The following is a 19528-nucleotide window of genomic DNA, read 5'->3' on the forward strand; positions in this document are numbered from 1 at the left end:
AAGTTGTTCTTCATAAGCTCTTAATGATCTTTCCAACACTTCGTCAGCGCTAGAAGCCGGACTTCGATATACTTAACAACTCAGCACTTCGTGCTTCGTTCGTTTCCGTCTATCTCGTCGGTATGGGTGCATTCTAGAGGAATTTAAAATCATTGCAACCCCCAATTCACTATATTTTTCACGTATGTCTTTTTTTTCTACAAAAATTACTGAAAAATCGCTTTTTTATCTAATTTTTAAGCATTTTTAGCCCACAAATGCACTAAACACACCATTTTATTTTCCTAGATGAAAAATTATTTAGACCTAAAAACGATCAAATCAATATTTAAAATGGGAAGAACAGGATATAAATCCTTAAATGTAGGCTTTTAATTCAAGCTGACACTCAAAAAGAGAATAAAAATTGATCTATATCTTTCTAAAGCACTTATTTCAGTCTGATCTTCACAGCTTTAGCAGCAATTTTTAACTCAAAGCGGTTTTATAGAAGCCTGTAATTAAACTGTTCTATAAAAGAACCATTCATTTTTCAGGTTTCGAGTGCAACATCCTGCTTACTTATATATAGAACCCAAAGCCTGTTATTTCTAATCAAGCGACTTTTCGGTAATTCCTGCCCAAGCCAATGTTGCATGATTTCTACAATCATCTCTTTCTTGCCCTGATAATCCTCAGCAACAAAGAATAATTTCGCACGTCGCGGTAACTGCTCTCCTATCAGGGAAAATAAAAAGTAATGTGCAGCCAAATCAAGCTGCATAAATAAAGTATAGGCAGGTATATAGAGTTGCTGTTTTTGTTCGACAGGCTGGTACACAAACAAGAACCGTAAAATGCAAGCGATCGGTTCATCAAAAGTATCTTCTGTTCGATAGCGATACATCAAATCACCTTTATTTTAATTTTTTATATTTTGCCCTTTTTGCAGTCAGTTGAAATGCACTTCTTTCCTAGATGTCATTCACCCCAGTCTGATTTGCTCATTGATATTAAGGGTGATTACTCCATGAGAAGAGTCTGTCTGTAGATTTAAATATTGATCATGAAATAAAAACAAATAAAAAAGGAAGAGATCTCTCCCAAAATCTCCTCCTTAGAATTGAATCTTTACCCGATCCATTATGTCATTATTATAGTTATTCGCTTTAAAGCTTAAAAAGAGCCTCTTAGAAAAGAGACCTTATAAATTATGAAGTTACCTTATTATTACTACCCTCTAGATGTCTAAACCAATTCTCTAGATGAATAAATCCTATACATAATAATTCCGAAAAGCAAGCGATTTGGAAAAAATTAACTATTGTTTTCATAGGGTTTTTTTTGAAGTTACTTATTCGATTTATGAATATAGCACATCAATAAAAAAGCAGACCGAAGCCTGCTTTTTATTTCAACAACTTATCAGCTTTTTAGTCGACGAAAGTAACTTTGGCAATCGCTTTTTTGCTGGCCTGAATAATCAAGGTTATGTTCTCTTTCACTGAATAAGAACTATCTACAGTCTGCCAGTCCACTTTCACCGCGCCACGACCCAACGCATCTTTGGCTTGGGCTGCGTTTTTGGTTAAGCCTGCTTCACGTAAAATCGAGGTAATGAAGATTTCACCACCAAACTCGCCACGTGAAATAGTAACTTCTGGCGTACCTTCAGGCAGTTCACCTTCAGTAATGATATTACCTGCACCTTTATGCGCATTGGCAGCCGCTTCTGCACCATGGAAACGTTCTACCAGTTCCAGTGCCAGAATCTTTTTCACCTCTTGAGGATTACGCCCTTCAGCGATTTCTTTTAGCAACTGCTGGATTTCTTCAATGCTTTTAAAGCTGAGCAGATCAAAATAACGCTCAATCAATGCATCCGGCATTGAAAGTACTTTTTGGTACATCGCGCCCGGCGCATCAAATACACCAATATAGTTACCCAAAGATTTAGACATCTTATTGACGCCATCCAAACCTTCAAGAATTGGCACAGTGATACACACTTGTGGTTCCTGGTTATAACGACCTTGCAGGGTGCGCCCCATCAACAGGTTAAAGGTTTGGTCTGTACCACCCAGCTCTACGTCAGCTTCTAGCGCTACCGAGTCATAGCCTTGCACCAATGGATATAAAAATTCATGAATCGCAATCGGCTGTTGGTTGTTATAACGCTTGGTAAAGTCATCACGCTCTAACATACGCGCCACAGTTTGCTGTGAAGCCAATTGAATTAAGTCGGCTGCAGTTTTTTGTGCAAACCATTCCGAGTTGAACACCACTTTAGTTTTATTGGGATCAAGAATTTTAAACACTTGTTCTTGATAGGTTTTTGCATTCTCAAGCACTTGTTCACGTGACAATGGTGGACGCGTTGCACTCTTCCCGGTTGGATCCCCGATCATCGCAGTATAATCACCGATCAGGAAGAACACTTCATGGCCTAAGTCTTGAAATACCTTTAACTTATTGATAAGAACCGTATGGCCTAGGTGCAAATCAGGTGCAGTCGGATCAAAACCCGCTTTAATTTTTAATGGGCGATTCTGTTTTAATTTCTTGAGAAGGTCTTCTTCAGAAATAATTTCGTGGGTGCCTCGTTGAATGAGGGCAAGTTGTTCTTCAGCCGGCAGGAAATTTGACATCACAAAATCCAATACATCAGTTACTCAATTTGTGCGATATACTAACACTTTTTCAGCATATTGCAGGCTTAAGTATAACCATGACAGCGATCTATATTGGGGTAATGACCGGCACAAGCATGGATGGTGTCGATATTGTTGCTGCTTCTTTTGATCCACTCCAGCTTCATGCCACACTCACTTTAACGTTCGATCCCGACCTTCGGGATGAGTTGATGGCGCTGACTTTGCCGGATGACAATGAAATTGACCGCATGGGCAAAGCTGATGTAGCACTGGCACAAATGATTGGTCATGGTATTAATGCACTGATTGAAAAAAACAACCTGGATAAATCCAAAATCAAGGCGATTGGCTCGCATGGCCAGACCATCCGTCATCGCCCTGAACATAGTTTTACCCTGCAAATTGGTGATCCGAACATTATTACTGAAATCACCCAGATTCCGGTGATTTCAGATTTCCGTCGTCGTGATCTGGCTGCTGGCGGTCAGGGTGCCCCACTGGTACCTGCTTTTCATCAGGATATTTTCCAGCATGACAGCATTCATCGGGTGATTTTAAATTTAGGCGGGATTGCCAATGTCAGCCTGCTGCCTGCCGGAAAGCCTGAAGATGTTTATGGTTTTGATACCGGACCGGCCAATATCCTGATGGATGCCTGGTGTGCTCGCTATACCGGCCAGCCTTATGATGAAAATGGCAATTGGGCCGCCTATGGCACCCCGATCCGCAGCTTGCTTGAACGCTTACAGTCACACGAATTTTTCTCCAAAGAACCTCCAAAAAGTACCGGCCGTGAAGATTTTAATCTGGAGTGGCTGGACGAACAGATTGCCGACTGGCGCAATGACCTGCAATACGATGAACTGGAAGATACGCCGGAAAACGTACAGGCGACTTTATTAAAGCTCACTACACGTGCGATTAAAAAAGCGATTTACCGTTCTGGCATGGATACCGGACAAGTTTTCGTGTGTGGTGGCGGTGCATATAACTCCTATTTACTTGAGCAGCTGCGCTGGCGTCTACGCAAACACGAGTGGAGTGTACAAACCACAGCGGATTTAGGCTTAAGCCCGACCTGGGTAGAAGCCACCGCCTTTGCCTGGCTAGCGATGCGTTTTATGAAGCAGCTCAATGGCAACCTACCGACTGTCACCGGGGCTGCCGGGTATCGTGTACTCGGCACCATTACTGCTGTTTAAACTTAACTATAGCTATCTTTCATAAACCTAAAATGACTGTTTCTGTTCATATTTAAACGGATAGTGAAAATCTCTTTTCTCTGAGATGAAGAGCATGAACTGCAGGTCTCCTACCAGGAGAGAGCTTTCTTGGTAGAGACTAGAAAAATGATTTATGAAAGAACGTATACATAGTCATTAAAAAAGGTCTGTATAACTACAGACCTTTTTTTCGTTTCCAATGCTGTCTTATTGCATCATCCGTTTGGCATTTTCATTTCTAAAAGCACGCAGAATCTGCTGTCCGGCGCGGCCAGTAGGGCTTAAGCCCAACCGCTGCTGTTCCTGACGAATCGCCTGACGAGTTTTATCACCAATCAGGCCATCTACCACACCAATGTCATAGCCTCGATTCAATAAAAACTGCTGGATCTCACGACGTTCTGCACGCGAAGTTCCCAGATCATCGGTGGGCCATGTAGCCACAAAACTACCTTTACCCTGCAAACGATCGGATAAATGCGCAATCGCCAAGGCATAACTTTCTGCTGCATTATAACTATAAATGGCATCAAAGTTTTTAAAGACTAGGAACACCGGACCATTCGGACCTGCCGGTGCAAGTAATCCGGCTTGCGAAGATTGCGATAAATTCCCCTGAATTAGAGGTGAACCATCGGCACGAACCACACCTTGATTGATCCAGCTGCTCAACGATTTTTTATTACGACGGCCTTCACCTGAAACAGACATGCTTGGAGGAATTTTGACTTCAAAGCCCCAAGGCTGTCCAGTCTGCCAGCCACGCTTGCTTAAGAAATTGGCGGTAGAAGCCAGTGCATCCGGAATGCTCGAGACCAGATCACGTCGGCCATCACCATCAAAATCGACAGCAAGTTCATCATAAGTCGATGGCATAAACTGGGTATGACCAAATGCACCGGCCCACGAACCCTTGAGTTGCTCTTCGCGTACATCACCACGCTGTAACAATTTTATGGTAGTAAAAAACTCACCACGGAAATAATTCTGGCGACGACCTTCACAACTCAAAGTACCCAAAGCCTGTAATAAAGGGTAGCGACCCGAAATATCACCAAAATTACTTTCGACGCCCCATACGGCTACGATGGTTTCTGCAGGCACCCCATAAGCGGCACTAATACGGTTTAACACTTCACGATGCTGCTGCAGTTTTTGCCGACCGAGCTGGACCCGCTCTTCATCGACCAGACCTGACAAATAATCCCAAATTGGGGTAGAAAATTCAGGCTGGTAATTCAGGCGCTCAATGACTGAATAATCCGGGTTTAAGTTTTGGGTATAACGATCATACGTGCTGCCGCTGACACCTCTAGCCACCGCTTGACTGCGCAAATTGGCGAGACAGTTTTGAAAATTATTTTGGGATGCATAATTCGGCCTACTTGAAGTAGAGGTCAAATCAGTCGGCGTAACACGCTGACCATTAATAATAAGTTCAGCCTGTGCCTGTGAGGCAGCCAAGATCACCGAACCAACAAAAAGTGCAAGCCGTTGCATAAGACCCTTGAATATTTAGATTTCGAATTATGTGTTTACCTTAGCAGTTCATGATGAAAATTAAAGCGCCAATACGTAAATTTAAATTCATAATTTCTACACTTTTAAATTCATTTTGTAATTTTTAAATTCAAATACAACTTATCCACACACCTGTTTTAAATTCAAATCTTCAGGATTTTTAAATTTAAATTCAAAACCCTGAAAATCAGTTTTGAATTTAAAAAATTTCTATGGATAACTTATTTCAGGAAAAGTGAGCAGTATTCATCAACATGTTCTAATTACAATATTTTTTCTTTTAAATTCATTTAAAAAAATAGACAGATGTATTTAAATTCAAAAACTTTGAATTCATTAATTCAGCTTTAAATTTGAATTCATATTTTTGAATTTAAAAGCGCAGGTTTGAATTCAAAGTCCATTTTAAATTTGAATTTATTTTTATGAATTTAAATTCAAAACTGCTTTCTGGTTTTAAATTCAAACTTTGATTTCAGGCTTATCCACAAGTGAATAGCACAAAATTAGGCTGACATAGGGTTTTATTGAGTTGTTATATTTATACTCAATTGATCAGTTTATAAGCAATTGATCTACAAAATGATCTGACCAATGGCAGGTATTTTTGAAGAGGCGCAATCATGCCTGAAAGCAGGCAAATAAAAAAGCGATCTCCGAAGTGATCGCTTTTTTTATCAGCAAGTTAAAGCTTAGATGGTCATATCTTCGCTCAATGCCAATGGATTCGGTAAAATGTTCGCCAGTTGACGGCAAAGTACAGACAATTGCGCGCTGTCATTTGGCATCAGGGTAATGTGACCAATCTTGCGGCCTTCACGCTCTGACTTGTTGTACAGATGCAAATGTGCGCCTTCCAAAGCCAGAACCTCTGCGGACTCTGGATACTGACCAATAATGTTCACCAGTACGCTTGGACGGATCACTTCAGTTGAGCCTAAAGGCAAACCTGCTACCGCACGTACATGATTCTCAAATTGCGAACATACGGCACCTTCAATCGACCAGTGCCCCGAGTTATGCACGCGTGGTGCCATCTCGTTGGCATATAAGCCTTGGTCTGTCACAAACAGTTCAAGGGTCAAGACACCGACATAGTTCAGATGATTCAGCAGGCGAGTGATGTAGTCCTGCGCCACGGGTTGCAAGGCTGCACTGTTGGGTGCAGGCACAATCGAGTGTGACAGGATGCCATTATGATGATGATTCTCAGCCAGTGGCCAGGTTTTGACATCACCATTCTGGCCGCGTACTGCAATGATCGAGACTTCACGTGAGAAAGTCACAAAACTTTCAGCAATCAGTTCACCCGCAGGACCCAATTCTGCCCAGGCCTGATCAATCTGGTCTGCCGAACGTAGAACAAACTGTCCTTTGCCATCATAACCGCCACGTGAAGTTTTCAGTACGATTGGCAAGCCCAGTTCAACCACAGCTGCTTTTAAGCTTTCCAGTGAAGTGACCGCTTTATACGGCGCAACTGGAATCGCCAATTCATCAAACAAGGCTTTTTCAGACAACCGATGCTGTGCAATCGCTAAGGCCTGACGTGGCGGATGCAGTTGCTTGCTTTGTATCAGTACGTCGACATCTTCAAGCGGTGTATTTTCAAACTCAAGACTAAATACATCTGCACTGTTGATAAAATCTTGCAGACCATTTTCAGCTTGGCTCGAAATAACCTGACCCAAAGCAGCAGAAGGGCAGTCTGAGCTGGCCTCAAAAAACGTACATTGAATATTTAATGGAAGTGCCGCTTGCGCCATCATACGACCCAGCTGACCGCCACCAAAAATACCGATGGTTTTATCCATAATCTGTGTCTCGACTTAAGCCTGGCCTGGAATATTTTTGCTTGCGACTTTCTCTGTTTGCGCTGCACGGAAATCTGCAACATTTTTTGCGATTTCTGGACGGGTCAAACCAAGAATTTGCGCCGCCATAATTGCGGCATTGGTGGCACCAGCAGGACCAATGGCCAATGTACCAACTGCAATACCTGCTGGCATCTGCACAATAGAAAGCAACGAATCGACACCGTTTAAAATCGAAGATTTGACTGGTACACCCAGCACTGGCAGATCAGTTTTTGCTGCACACATACCTGGTAAATGCGCTGCACCACCTGCACCGGCAATAATCACCTGAATACCACGATCACGCGCTTGCTCGGCATATTCAAACAGACGGTCTGGGGTACGGTGTGCAGAAACAACTTCGGCTTCAAATGGGACACCAAGCTGCTTGAGCATATTGGCAGTGTGTTCGAGAGTTGCCCAATCTGATTGAGAACCCATGATAATACCTACGAGAGGAGTATCTTGTGCAGCAGCCGCATTCATTGCAAATTTTCCAGAGATTAAAGTAAGAAAAGATAAATCTCGACGAGAGAGCCAAGCTTGAATAGGAGGGCGTATTATAGACTGAAAATTCAACTTCATAAAATTTAACGGTCAAAGCAAGGCTCGATTTTTCTTATTTTTTTAGAGGAATCTTGAAAACCGGAATAAAAATAGGAGAGTAGTTGCACTTAAAGTGAGTTAGGAACTGCGGAATACAAAATAGACACATCCGCACAGACATAAAGCTGCCCAGAGATAGTCCAGTCTAAACGGCTGTTTAAACATAAAAATCATAAAAGGAACAAAAACCAGTAAAGTCACCACTTCCTGGGTAATTTTCATTTGACCCACCGCCAGCCCTTGCTGTGCCAGCAATCTGGTCGCCGGAATCATCAGGCTATATTCGAACAGGGCAATGATCCAACTGAGTAAAATCGCCTGCCAGAGTGGTGCATCATGCGGCAAAAATTTTAAATGCCCATACCAGGCCAGCGTCATAAAACAGTTGGCAATTACCAGAAGAAATAGAGCCGGGAGCATCTGCATGCACTCTGCAAAAAGATTTAACTTATTTTACCGTTTATTTGGCGAAAAGATATTGCAGCGCTTGTAACTTTTCTTTGAGTTTATCCATGAAACAGGATTTAAAAAAATCCCGCAACCCGGCCTGAACTTTGACTATCTTTTCATGTAAAGCCTTGCTATCGTTGCTTGCAAATTGAATAAATCATGCCAACAGCACCAATATAAGGTGACGGGTCAGACAGGAACGGAGTGAAGTAGATGCATCTGCATATTTTGGGTATTTGTGGCACCTTTATGGGCTCGTTAGCGCTGCTTGCACGCGATCTGGGCCATCAGGTAACAGGTTCAGACCTGAATGTGTATCCACCCATGTCAACCCAGCTTGAAAATGCAGGTATTACTTTAATGCAGGGCTATGACCGCAGCCATCTACAGCCGCATCCGGATCTGGTCATTGTGGGTAATGCCATGAAGCGTGGCATTGATGCTGTCGAATATATGCTCAATGCCGGTCTGCCTTATATTTCCGGTCCGCAGTTCCTGGCCGATCATGTCCTGCAAGGCAAACACGTGCTGGGTGTTGCCGGAACACACGGTAAAACCACGACCACCACGATGCTGGCCTGGGTACTGGATCAAGCCGGTCTGGAGCCAGGCTTCCTGATTGGCGGTGTACCTCTTGGTTTCGCTGAAAGTGCGCGTCTCGGTGGCGGGAAATACTTCTGTGTCGAAGCTGATGAATACGATTCTGCTTTCTTTGACAAGCGTTCCAAGTTCGTACATTACCATCCAAAAACCGCAATCTTAAATAACCTGGAATTTGACCATGCCGATATCTTCGATGATCTGGCCGCGATTCAAAAACAGTTCCATCATTTAGTCCGCACCATTCCAAGTGAAGGCCGGATTATCGCGCCAATTACTGAAAGCAATATTGATGAAGTCTTGGAACAAGGCTGCTGGACACCTGTAGTGCGCACCAGTCTGAATGCGAATGAAAATTCTGAACTGTATGCCGAACAATTGTCAGCAGATGGTTCACATTTCAAAGTCCTGCAACACGGCGTTGTCAAAGGTGAAGTACAGTGGAATATGACCGGACAGCATTCGGTGGCCAATGCACTCGCAACGATTGCAGCCGCTGAACATGTCGGGGTATCCATTGAAACCGCCTGTGAAGCACTGTCGAATTTTGGCGGGGTAAAACGCCGTATGGAGCTGTTAGGCACAGTTCGTGGTATCGAGGTGTATGATGATTTCGCCCATCATCCGACTGCGATTGATACAACCCTGGAAGGCGCGCGCAAACGTCTGGGTGAACGCAAACTCTGGGCGATTATTGAACCGCGCTCCAATACCATGCGCATGGGCAGCCATAAAGATGGCTTGGCCCATTCTGCACGTCTGGCCGATGAAGTGATCTGGTATCAACCTGAAGGGCTGAACTGGGATCTACAGCCGGTCATTGATGCTGCACCCAACAAAGCTAAAGTTGCGCGCACACTGGATGACATTATTCAGACTGTGGTCGCTGAAGCGGGCGAGGGCGATGCCGTAGTGATTATGTCGAATGGTGGTTTTGGTGGTTTGCATCAGAAACTGATTACTGTTTTACAAGCATAAAATAAGTTTAAGTGAAGAAGCCCGCCTCGCGGGCTTTTTTAACAGATCAAAACGTTAATTGAGCAAAAGCATATACCTGTTCTGATCCTGAAATACCATGACTTAGATATTGATCCAAACAGCGGATTCCTCCCTAAACCCTCCCTGATGATTTTTTGTTGCAATCTATACATAAGACTCATTGTAGCCCCATAACACGCAAGGCATAATCGAGAAAGAACCCAGGTATTTACAGGCCTGAAGCCAGAGCAGGAATGCGCCCCCTCACTGCAGTTCAATCCAGGCCATATAAGCATTCGCTATTCTTGCCAAGTCAGGTCACTCTCAATTCCTTACTCCTTTAGGAGATGTGTCATGACAGCAACAATGAAAGCGATGGTCTATTACGGTGAAAATGATATCCGCTTTGAAGACCGTCCGATTCCCACTATTTTGCAACCCACCGATGCTGTAATTAAACTAAGCAAAGTCACCATTTGCGGTACAGATCTCGGGATCTGGAAAGGTAAAAACCCGGAAATCCAAGAACAGGCCATCAAAAAAGAGGGCAGCTTTAACGGGCGTATTTTAGGTCATGAAGGCATTGGCATTGTAGAAGAAGTCGGTTCTGCCGTTAAAAATTTCAAAAAAGGCGACCGGGTCATTATCTCCTGTGTCAGCCGCTGCGGTACTTGCGAAAACTGTCAGAAACAGCTCTATGCCCACTGCAGAAATGATGGCGGATGGATCATGGGCTATATGATTGATGGAACCCATGCCGAATATGTACGTACCCCCTTTGCCGATACCTCACTTTATCGCTTACCTGAAGGTTTACATGAAGATATTGCGGTGTTTTTATCGGATGTATTGCCGACCTCACATGAGATTGGCGTGCAATATGGCGACGTTAAGCCGGGTGATAGTATTGCAATCGTGGGCACAGGGCCAATTGGCATGGGCTGCTTACTGACTGCGCAATTCTATTCCCCCGGGCAAATCATTGCTATAGATATGGATGATAACCGCCTCGCACTTGCCAAAGAACTTGGTGCAACGCATACCATCAATTCTGGCAAGGAAGATGCCATCCAACGGATACTCGAGATTACTGAAGGGCGGGGGGTTGACTGTGCTATGGAAGCAGTTGGTGTAGAAGCGACCTGGAATATTTGCCAGCATGTAGTCAAAGAAGGCGGGCATATTGCCAACGTCGGCGTGCATGGAAAACCAGTCGGCTTTGAACTGAACAAACTCTGGATTAAAAACCTGACGATTACCACAGGTCTGGTCAATGCCAATACCACAGGTATGCTGCTCAAAACCTGCTGTTCCGGCAAATTGCCGCTGGAAAAACTGGCAACCCACCATTTTAAATTTGCTGATTTTGAAAAAGCTTATGATGTCTTCAAACATGCGTCTGATGAAAAGGCTTTGAAAGTCATGATCAACTACAATTAGTTAATGCATAAAAATAAAAAAGTCCGCATTGCGGACTTTTTTATTTTTAGCTTTGATCTACAGATCAGAAATAGGGGATATACCCACGCTGCTTATAGCCTTTTGGTGATGCCAGACTGGCCTGATTTTCTTCCAGGCGATATAGTATCTTTAGGAATTCAGCAAGTTGCAGTGGCTGTAAAGCATGCGGTTCAAACTGTGCCCAACCTAAACGTGAAAATAAAGAAGAAATTTCGCTGTGTTTATGCACATATTTCATTGACCACTTCGAGAAGTGAGACTGCTCTACGATCGTATCTTTAAAACGCAAGATCTTATGATGACGAGCATCCCGAGAAATGCTCTGAAATAAATTCTCTACTACCTCGGCTTGACCTTCCAGACACTGGAAAAACTTGCCATGGGAATAATACAAAACGTCATGAATCTGATGCTGTTGATTAAAGTTCCGGGCGGTAGTCAAAATATCGCTCAACTCTTGTAATAAATCCTGTTCAGATTCTATGCGTTCACTGGCATAGCAAAGTTGTAGCATCATGCATCTTACTCAGAAGAACAATTAAAACCACAATATAATCAATAATCTTAAATTAAATCGACTATTTTTTTAAGCAAATATTCGTTTTTGCTTACAAGATTTTCAGATTGCATTTTGGAATTAAACTTTCAACAATAGTGGCTACATTATAAATGAATACTTTCATACACCTACTATAAAAAAAAGGATACGGCCTGATGTTAAAAGATCTGATTTTAACCCTCGCCATGGTATGTGGGTGTTTTCTCCTGATGATCACTTTAAATGATTGGGCATTCAGCGCTCAAACCAATCTGCTGATCAGTTCAATTGTTATTAGCTAGGCCATCCTGCAACTTGTCGGCCATCGTGTTTATTTCCATGCCAGTTACCTGCTGATCATGGCAATATGATGGATGCTGCAATAATTTGAAGAAATATTCTGGGCCATGACCGGTGTGATGGCAGGTTTCGGTTTATATACCTTGTTAGAGGTCGTATTTATTCCTGCCTTACAAGAAAAACTGCATCTGTCTTTCGGCAAATCCCCTTGGATTCTTAAATAGCCGTTGCTGCAACATCTGCCAGACTGCGGTCACGTGTAAACATGACATCTACATAGGAACAATGCGGGATGATGGTTAAACTTTTTTCACGGGCAAAATCGACCAGTACATCCAGCATTTCTCGGGCAATGCCTTGGCCCCGCAGGGAATGATCAACCCAAGTATGATCGGCAATGATGACTGCATTTCCCTGCCACTGATAGGTGATTTCGGCCAACCGCCGTCCTTGATCTTCCATAAAAAACACACCACCGCGTTTTGAATCTTGATATTTGATTTGCATATGAACTAACCTTTATTTTCATTTTTTAATGTTATAAAGCATCGCTAAAGCGAGGCTCTCGTTCAAATACCGATTTGGCAAAAGAGCATTCTGGAATCATCCTGATACCCTCTGTTCACGGGCAAATTTGACCGTGGCTTCCACCAGATATGCCCGACATGCTGTCCGCGCAGGCTTTCATCTACCCAAGTTGTTCTATCCTCAACCTGTTTCTGCACAGGAATAGCTCATCTCTACCAGCCGTTTATCATGGGGTGCTATAAACCATCGACCTTGCATACCGCATTGCTCATGCTCAATCAATATCCTGCTGACTGGGTATTTTTAATCCAGACTGGCATATTTTTTAGTATTACATTGTTAGATTTCTTTAAGTGATTGTGAATCAGCCATCCTTTCCAATATCACATTTTGTCCAACAGGTTTAAACTGCCGGCCTGTTCTTTTCAGCAGGTTTTTATGTCCAGCTCTTCTTCCACTTCTTCGGTGACCCGGCAATGGGTATGCGTCATTGCTTTGGCCTGTGCCGCTTTTATTTTTAATACCACCGAATTTATCCCTGTGGCGTTATTGAGTGATATTGGCGCAAGTTTTGCCATGTCACCGACCCAAGTCGGGTGGATGCTGACGATTTATGCCTGGGTGGTGGCACTGCTCTCTTTACCGATGATGTTACTGACCAAGAATATTGAACGGCGCTTTCTGCTGATGGTTTTATTTGCGGTGTTTATTCTGAGTCATGTGCTGTCCTATTTTGCCTGGAGCTTTAGCATTCTGGTTCTAAGCCGGATTGGAATTGCCGTGGCGCATGCGCTGTTCTGGTCGATTACGGCTTCACTTGCGGTACGGGTCGCTCCAAAGGGCAAAGAGTTTCAGGCACTGGGCTTATTGGCTACCGGTACCGCCATGGCCATGGTGCTGGGAATTCCATTTGGTCGTATGGTCGGAGAGGCCTATGGCTGGCGTAATAGTTTTGCCTTGATTGCAGTCGTAGCGAGCATAGTCTGTTTACTGCTGGCCAAAACCTTGCCCTTATTACCGAGTGTCAATTCAGGTTCACTCAGCAGCTTAAAAACCTTGCTGAAACGTCCCAGCCTGATGCTGGTGTTTGCGCTGACCGTGATTGTCATTAGCGCACAATTTACTGCCTATAGTTATATAGAACCTTTTTCACTGAATATTGCGCAATTAAACTCTGCACAGACCACCAGCTTATTGCTGATTTATGGCGGTGCGGGTCTGATCGGGTCTTATATATTTGGCCGTTTTGCCCCTCGGTTTCCCCGACTCATTATTCCGCTGTTTACACTCGGGCTTGCGATCTCGCTGCTGTTACTGCTGCCATTGTCTCAAGATGTATTTCAACTCAATAGTCTGGCGTTAATCTGGGGCATCAGCATTATTGGTTTTAGTCTGGCCTTGCAAGCCAAGACCTTGAATCTGGCCTCAGATGCGACCGATGTCGCCATGGCGATTTATTCAGGTTTGTATAATGTCGGGATTGGCGGCGGTGCTTTACTTGGTGGTCTGGTAACGGCACACATCGGGCTAAATAGTATTGGCTGGGTAGGGGCTATTCTGGCTAGTCTGGGTTTTCTGATCACCTTATATCTGGTTCAGCGTCTGGATTTCCTTGCTCAGAAAGCACCTTAAAACATGGATTTTTGTAAATGAAATTGTAGTCTTAGCAAAAATCTGTCATGCTTCCCAAACATTGAGCTGTGGCTCAAAAAAAATTAGTTTGAACAAGGGGAGTAGCCTCCTCCAAACGTTTAACAGTCGCTCTTGAGATTGCTAAACGTGTCAGAATATCGTCATTACACTTTGCAAAAAGTCGGTATCTGAGCATGTGACTGTAATACTTTTTATAACAAGTTTAACAGTCACATGTAGGCAAGACCTTGATCATGTTGTTATAGATGTTTTTCATCTGGCAACTGGTCAGGGTTTTTTTATGGCCAGTCGTCCGATGTGGAGAATTCACATGGAAACCATTGGTACGCTCTGGCTGTATCTTGTCTTTTTCGCGATTGTCGCAGTCATGCTGGTGATCGATTTCGTTGGCTTTAAGCATCAGCAGGGTCAGGAAGTAAAAGTCCGTACCGCGGCCTACTGGAGTATTGCCTGGGTCAGTGTCGCAACTTTATTTGGTGGCGGGTTATGGCTGTATCTGGAGCAGACCGCAGGTGCGGCAGTTGCCAATACCAAGGTCATGGAATACTTTGCCGGTTATCTGCTGGAAAAATCCCTAGCGATTGATAACGTCTTCGTCTGGCTGATGATCTTCGCCGCCTTTGCCATTCCACCTGCGCTGCAGCGCAAGTTGCTGTTATATGGCGTACTGGGTGCGATTGTACTCAGAACCATCTTTATTTTTATTGGTGCCTGGTTCGTACAGGAATTCTCCTGGATTCTGTATATCTTCGGTGCGTTTCTGGTGTATACCGGCTTCAAATTCCTGCGTGGCCAGCATGAAGATGACAACAACATTGAAGATATGGCGATCCTGAAATGGCTGCGTAGACATATGCGCATTACCCCGCAACTTCAGGGCGACAAATTCTTTGTACGTCAAAATGGTTTGCTCTGGGCAACGCCATTGTTCCTGGTGCTGATTCTGGTCGAAGCCTCAGATGTGATCTTTGCAGTCGATTCCATTCCGGCTATTTTTGCCGTTACCACCGATCCCTTTATTGTCCTCACAGCAAACCTGATGGCGATTTTAGGTCTACGCGCGATGTTCTTCCTGCTCTCGGGTGCAGCCTCAAAAATGCATTATCTGCCTTATGGTCTGGGGATCATTCTGGTCTTCATCGGCTTTAAAATGCTGATGCTGGATGTGTTCCATATGCCGATCTGGATTTCACTGAGCTTTATTGTGATTGTCTTGGCTGTCACCGCAATCTTGTCTATGCGTCATAGCAAGAAGCATAACGAAACAACCCTGTAAAATTAATCATCAAAAAAGCCTGCGGATGCAGGCTTTTTTATTTTTAAACAGCGCATAACTGACCAAATTCGGATTGCAACGTAGCTTTAACGCAACTCTATCTCTTAAACCCATAAGGGCGATCGACTGCAAATAATTTGTATTAACGTCGGCTGCGCACGCACCATCTGTTGAAATTGCTTGTGATCATCTAACCTCTAAAAAATGCGCATGGTTAAATATGAACATTCATACAAATATGGTAATTTTTTTCAGCTACAATCAATCGAAAAAATCAAAAGCGTAGGTTTAGAATGTCTTCTGTAATTGCAACGACAGCGATCCGTGGTCGCTTCCTCGATATTCAGAATACAGTTGCCCAAGCACGTGATATACACGACCAAGTGCGATATGTAGAAGATGGTTTAGTCATCATTCACGATGGTAAAATCCAGTGGTTTGGTACATGGCAAGAAGGGCAGTCACTGCTTCCGACCAACACTGAATTACAGCATTACCCCGATCAACTGATTGTTCCGGGTTTTATCGATACCCATATTCATTTCCCGCAAACGGAAATGGTCGGGGCTTATGGTGAACAACTGCTGGAATGGTTAAATACCTATACTTTTCCCACCGAAATCCAGTTTCAAGATGCGGCCTACAGTGAAAAAATTGCCGAGTTTTTTGTGCAGGAATTGCTTAAAAATGGCACCACCACTGCATTGGTCTTTTGTACCGTTCATCCTGAATCAGTAAATGCTTTATTCCATGCGGCGACCAAACGCAATATGTGTCTGATCGCGGGTAAAGTCCTGATGGATCGCCATGCACCGGATGCGCTGACGGATACTGCGGAAACAGCTTATACAGATTCTAAAGTGCTGATTGAAAAATGGCATGGACAGGGCCGTAACCTGTATGCAATTACGCCACGTTTTGCACCGACGTCAACGCCTGAACAGTTACAAAAAGCCGGACAGCTCAAAGCCGAATATCCGGATGTATATATACATACCCATTTAAGTGAAAATAAAAGTGAAATTGCCTGGGTCAAAGAATTGTTTCCGGAGCGTGAAAGTTATCTGGATGTCTATCATCATTATGGTTTAACCGGTAGCAAGTCCGTCTTCGCGCATTGTGTGCATCTGGAAGAACAGGAGTGGGATTGTATGCAGCAGACCGACTCAGCCATTGCCTTTTGTCCAACCTCTAACCTGTTTCTGGGCAGTGGTTTATTTCCTCTGAAAAAGGCCTGGGACAAAGGCGTTAAAGTGGGACTGGGTACCGATATCGGGGCAGGGACGTCATTTAACCAGCTGCAAACCCTGAATGAAGCTTACAAGGTGCAGCAGTTGCAAGGCGAAAAGCTCTCTGCATTTGAAGCTTTATATCATGCGACCTTGGGCGGTGCCAAAGCCTTGAGTCTGGATGATCGCCTGGGTAACTTTAACATTGGCAAGGAAGCGGACTTTGTGGTGCTGGATCTAGAAGCCACCGCCTTACAGCAGTTACGTCAAAGCAGAGCCAAAAATATTGAAGATGCATTTTTTGCACTGACCATGCTCGGCGATGACCGTAATATTGTAGCCACTTATGTGTATGGAGCAGCAGTCTATGTCAAAACAGCGTCCAGTGAATAAAGCGGAAAAAAACCGCCGTCGCCAATACTTGATCATGTCTGCAATCGTGCTCAGCTGTGCTTTTTTACTGAAACGCGATTCAGCCACGACTAAAAAATGATTACATTTACCGCCAGCAAACAGGTGCATCTCTGCTAGGGATGTATTAAAATTGCTGCGTATTCAGGTGTTGCAGGTCAACACCTTTTTTATTTTTCTATTTTTACTTTTTAGGTATCTACCCATGACCGTTCAAATGAGCGTAATGATTTCCGCTGAAGAAATTCAAGCTAAAGTCAAAGAGCTTGGTGCTCAAATCGATGCACACTATGCCAATAGTGACAAAGAACTTGTGCTCATCGGTTTATTACGGGGGTCAGTGATTTTTATGGCCGATTTGTGTCGTGTGATTTCAAAACCGCATGAACTGGATTTCATGACTGTGTCCAGCTATGGCGGTGGCACGATATCGTCACGTGATGTAAAAATTCTGAAAGATTTAGACGGTGAAATCCGTGGTAAAGACGTGTTGGTGGTTGAAGATATTATTGACTCAGGCAATACCTTAAGCAAAGTACTCGAAATCCTGCAAACCCGACAGCCAAACTCGATTCAACTGTGTACTTTGGTAAGTAAACCATCGCGTCGAGAAATCGATTTGAAGGTCGAATTTATGGGCTTTGAAGTCGAAGATAAATTTATCGTGGGTTATGGCCTGGACTATGACCAGAAGTATCGTCACCTGCCATTTATTGGGGAAATCGGTCTTTAAGATCAGGTTAAAAAAAGTGGCTTATGCCACTTTTTTTATGCCCAAAATAGACAGAAAATTGGGAACAAAAAATAACATCTCGTTTCAGGATTCAACTTTTTATGCTTCACAATTTATTTCAAGATGACTCATACATGATGTGAAAACAAAGACATGATAAGAAGGAGTATTGCATATGTGGACAATTATTGTGGCCATTGTCATTGGTTTTGTAGCAGGTCTGATTGCACGTGCTATTCATCCCGGTAATGACAAGGCAGGTTTTATCATGACCACGCTCCTGGGTATTGCCGGCTCCTTATTGGCGACTTTCGGTGGCCGTATGCTCGGCCTGTATTCTGCAGACTCTGCAGCAGGTCTGATCGCTTCCGTGATTGGGGCTGTGGTTATTCTGTTTATTTATAATATGGTCACCAAACGCCGTACAGTCTGAACCAATCAGATGTTTCTGAGGTTGATTTAACGAATTGAATAAAAAAAGCACCTAAAAAGGTGCTTTTTTTATATTGAGCGACTGATAGCTTTATTTAATTGTTATAGATCAAACTCTTTAAAAATCTGTTCAATCTGTTCTGCCGGATAGGCGCCCATCACCTTAAAACCATTGGAGAAGATAATTGCAGGCGTACCATTCACACCCAAAGACTCAGCCAGTTTTTTATTTCGCTCAATTGGATTGGCACAGCTCTTTTTCGATTTAGGCTGAATCCCTTTTGCAATCAGATCTTCCCAGGCCTGAGCTGGATTGGACTCGCAATATACCTGTTTTGAAGGCGCAACCGACTGTGGTTTTAAAGGCAGGATAAAGGTATAAATGGTCACATCCTTCAGCTTGTTCAGTTCTACTTCAAGCTGTTTGCAATATGGGCAATTTGGGTCAGAAAAGATCGCAATCTGACGTTTACCTGTACCTCTTATACTTTTTAGAACATCCTGAAGTGGTAACTTTTTCCAGTCCACACTGTTTTGTTTGAGCATTAAATCACGGGTCAGATTACGCTGATCCTGAATCCGTAACATCGGGCCGGCAATCAGATGCTTGGCATCTCCATTCAGGTAAACCACTTGGCCCTGCATGGAGCCACTATAGATGCCTTGCATTTCTGTGGTCTGAATATTTTCAATTTTTAAATTCGGGCTATTTTTGGCCAGACTGGTCTTAACGGTGTCTATATTGGCAAATGCCAGACTCGATAGCATTGTGCTTAAAGCAATGATCAGTGTTTTTTTTAGCATAAAGATTCTGCAACAATAAGATAAAAATATGTTCTGATTTTAATCAGGTTGCTTTTAAATGTGCGAAGTATTTATGTTACTGTTCATTGGTTTTGGAATAACACCTGATGTTTCACGTGGAACGTTTTGATTATATTACTTGAGTTTTCTTTTTATCGAGTGATTTTAGATTAACCTGAATCCTGCTTAAGCCGATGATTTCATAATTTGAATTTTTGGCTTATTTCGATGGGTTAATTGATATGCACATAGCGAAGCATAAATTCCGCTGAGAAATCCATGAAGACTACGTGCTT

Annotated in this window: 17 protein-coding genes and 2 pseudogenes; 9 read left to right on the forward strand and 10 right to left on the reverse strand. The window is 43.4% G+C overall.

The window, feature by feature from the left end:
- Positions 1-613: 613 nt before the first annotated feature.
- Positions 614-886: pseudogene (locus KUG37_RS13705) on the reverse strand (hypothetical protein); the annotation flags it as partial.
- 526 nt (positions 887-1412) lie between these two features.
- A complete protein-coding gene (gene tyrS, locus KUG37_RS13710) occupies positions 1413-2627 on the reverse strand; it encodes a tyrosine--tRNA ligase (protein ID WP_216938251.1) in 1215 nt (404 codons plus the stop codon).
- Positions 2628-2707: 80 nt separating this feature from the next.
- Between tyrS and KUG37_RS13715 the strand changes: the two genes are divergently transcribed.
- A complete protein-coding gene (locus KUG37_RS13715; protein ID WP_216938253.1) occupies positions 2708-3835 on the forward strand; it encodes an anhydro-N-acetylmuramic acid kinase in 1128 nt (375 codons plus the stop codon).
- A gap of 228 nt (positions 3836-4063) precedes the next feature.
- Here KUG37_RS13715 and KUG37_RS13720 read toward each other — a convergent pair whose 3' ends face one another.
- The 4 genes from KUG37_RS13720 to KUG37_RS13735 form a co-directional block, all read right to left on the reverse strand.
- Entirely contained in the window at positions 4064-5356 is a 1293-nt protein-coding gene (locus KUG37_RS13720; protein WP_216940600.1) for a lytic murein transglycosylase, read from the reverse strand.
- 713 nt (positions 5357-6069) lie between these two features.
- Positions 6070-7191 (reverse strand): 5-(carboxyamino)imidazole ribonucleotide synthase, encoded by a 1122-nt coding sequence (locus KUG37_RS13725; protein ID WP_216940602.1) that lies wholly within the window; start codon positions 7189-7191, stop codon positions 6070-6072.
- A 15-nt stretch (positions 7192-7206) separates the two neighbouring features.
- Positions 7207-7719 carry a 5-(carboxyamino)imidazole ribonucleotide mutase gene (gene purE, locus KUG37_RS13730; protein ID WP_216937867.1) on the reverse strand — a complete coding sequence of 171 codons (513 nt, stop codon included), beginning with the start codon at positions 7717-7719 and terminating at the stop codon, positions 7207-7209.
- A gap of 198 nt (positions 7720-7917) precedes the next feature.
- Positions 7918-8259 (reverse strand): DMT family protein, encoded by a 342-nt coding sequence (locus KUG37_RS13735; protein ID WP_216937885.1) that lies wholly within the window; start codon positions 8257-8259, stop codon positions 7918-7920.
- A 243-nt stretch (positions 8260-8502) separates the two neighbouring features.
- On the opposite strand from KUG37_RS13735, the gene mpl reads away from it, so the two are divergent.
- Complete coding sequence (gene mpl, locus KUG37_RS13740) at positions 8503-9867, forward strand: UDP-N-acetylmuramate:L-alanyl-gamma-D-glutamyl-meso-diaminopimelate ligase (RefSeq protein ID WP_216937869.1); 1365 nt, start codon at positions 8503-8505, stop codon at positions 9865-9867.
- Positions 9868-10221: 354 nt separating this feature from the next.
- Positions 10222-11307, forward strand: coding sequence for a zinc-dependent alcohol dehydrogenase family protein (locus KUG37_RS13745; protein ID WP_254202711.1), 1086 nt, complete (start codon positions 10222-10224; stop codon positions 11305-11307).
- Positions 11308-11371: 64 nt separating this feature from the next.
- Here the strand turns inward: KUG37_RS13745 and KUG37_RS13750 are convergent, their stop codons facing one another.
- Both KUG37_RS13750 and KUG37_RS13760 read right to left on the reverse strand, forming a co-directional pair.
- The gene (locus tag KUG37_RS13750) at positions 11372-11845 is read right to left on the reverse strand and encodes a BLUF domain-containing protein (protein WP_216937871.1); all 474 of its coding nucleotides are present in this window, start codon (positions 11843-11845) and stop codon (positions 11372-11374) included.
- A 537-nt stretch (positions 11846-12382) separates the two neighbouring features.
- Positions 12383-12673, reverse strand: coding sequence for a GNAT family N-acetyltransferase (locus KUG37_RS13760; protein ID WP_216940604.1), 291 nt, complete (start codon positions 12671-12673; stop codon positions 12383-12385).
- Between the two features lie 459 nt (positions 12674-13132).
- On the opposite strand from KUG37_RS13760, the gene KUG37_RS13765 reads away from it, so the two are divergent.
- The 6 genes from KUG37_RS13765 (at position 13133) to KUG37_RS13785 (ending at position 18429) form a co-directional block, all read left to right on the forward strand.
- Positions 13133-14326 (forward strand): sugar transporter, encoded by a 1194-nt coding sequence (locus KUG37_RS13765; protein WP_216937875.1) that lies wholly within the window; start codon positions 13133-13135, stop codon positions 14324-14326.
- Between the two features lie 331 nt (positions 14327-14657).
- Positions 14658-15623 (forward strand): TerC family protein, encoded by a 966-nt coding sequence (locus tag KUG37_RS13770; protein WP_216937889.1) that lies wholly within the window; start codon positions 14658-14660, stop codon positions 15621-15623.
- Positions 15624-15916: 293 nt separating this feature from the next.
- Positions 15917-17245, forward strand: a complete 1329-nt coding sequence (guaD, locus tag KUG37_RS13775) for a guanine deaminase (RefSeq protein WP_216940607.1) — start codon at positions 15917-15919, stop codon at positions 17243-17245.
- Positions 17220-17345, forward strand: coding sequence for a hypothetical protein (locus KUG37_RS14865; RefSeq protein ID WP_302052336.1), 126 nt, complete (start codon positions 17220-17222; stop codon positions 17343-17345). Before guaD ends, KUG37_RS14865 begins: the two co-directional genes overlap by 26 nt.
- Positions 17346-17468: 123 nt before the next feature.
- On the forward strand, positions 17469-17996 hold the full coding sequence (gene hpt / locus KUG37_RS13780) for a hypoxanthine phosphoribosyltransferase (protein WP_216937879.1): 528 nt from the start codon (positions 17469-17471) through the stop codon (positions 17994-17996).
- Positions 17997-18171: 175 nt separating this feature from the next.
- Complete coding sequence (locus tag KUG37_RS13785) at positions 18172-18429, forward strand: GlsB/YeaQ/YmgE family stress response membrane protein (RefSeq protein WP_216937881.1); 258 nt, start codon at positions 18172-18174, stop codon at positions 18427-18429.
- A gap of 101 nt (positions 18430-18530) precedes the next feature.
- Here the strand turns inward: KUG37_RS13785 and KUG37_RS13790 are convergent, their stop codons facing one another.
- Together KUG37_RS13790 and KUG37_RS13795 are read right to left on the reverse strand one after the other, a co-directional pair.
- On the reverse strand, positions 18531-19232 hold the full coding sequence (locus KUG37_RS13790) for a DsbC family protein (protein WP_216937883.1): 702 nt from the start codon (positions 19230-19232) through the stop codon (positions 18531-18533).
- 186 nt (positions 19233-19418) lie between these two features.
- Positions 19419-19528, reverse strand: a pseudogene (locus KUG37_RS13795) (IS982 family transposase); the annotation flags it as partial.

The sequence above is a fragment of the Acinetobacter sp. BY419 genome, from assembly GCF_019038395.1.
Classification (GTDB): domain Bacteria; phylum Pseudomonadota; class Gammaproteobacteria; order Pseudomonadales; family Moraxellaceae; genus Acinetobacter.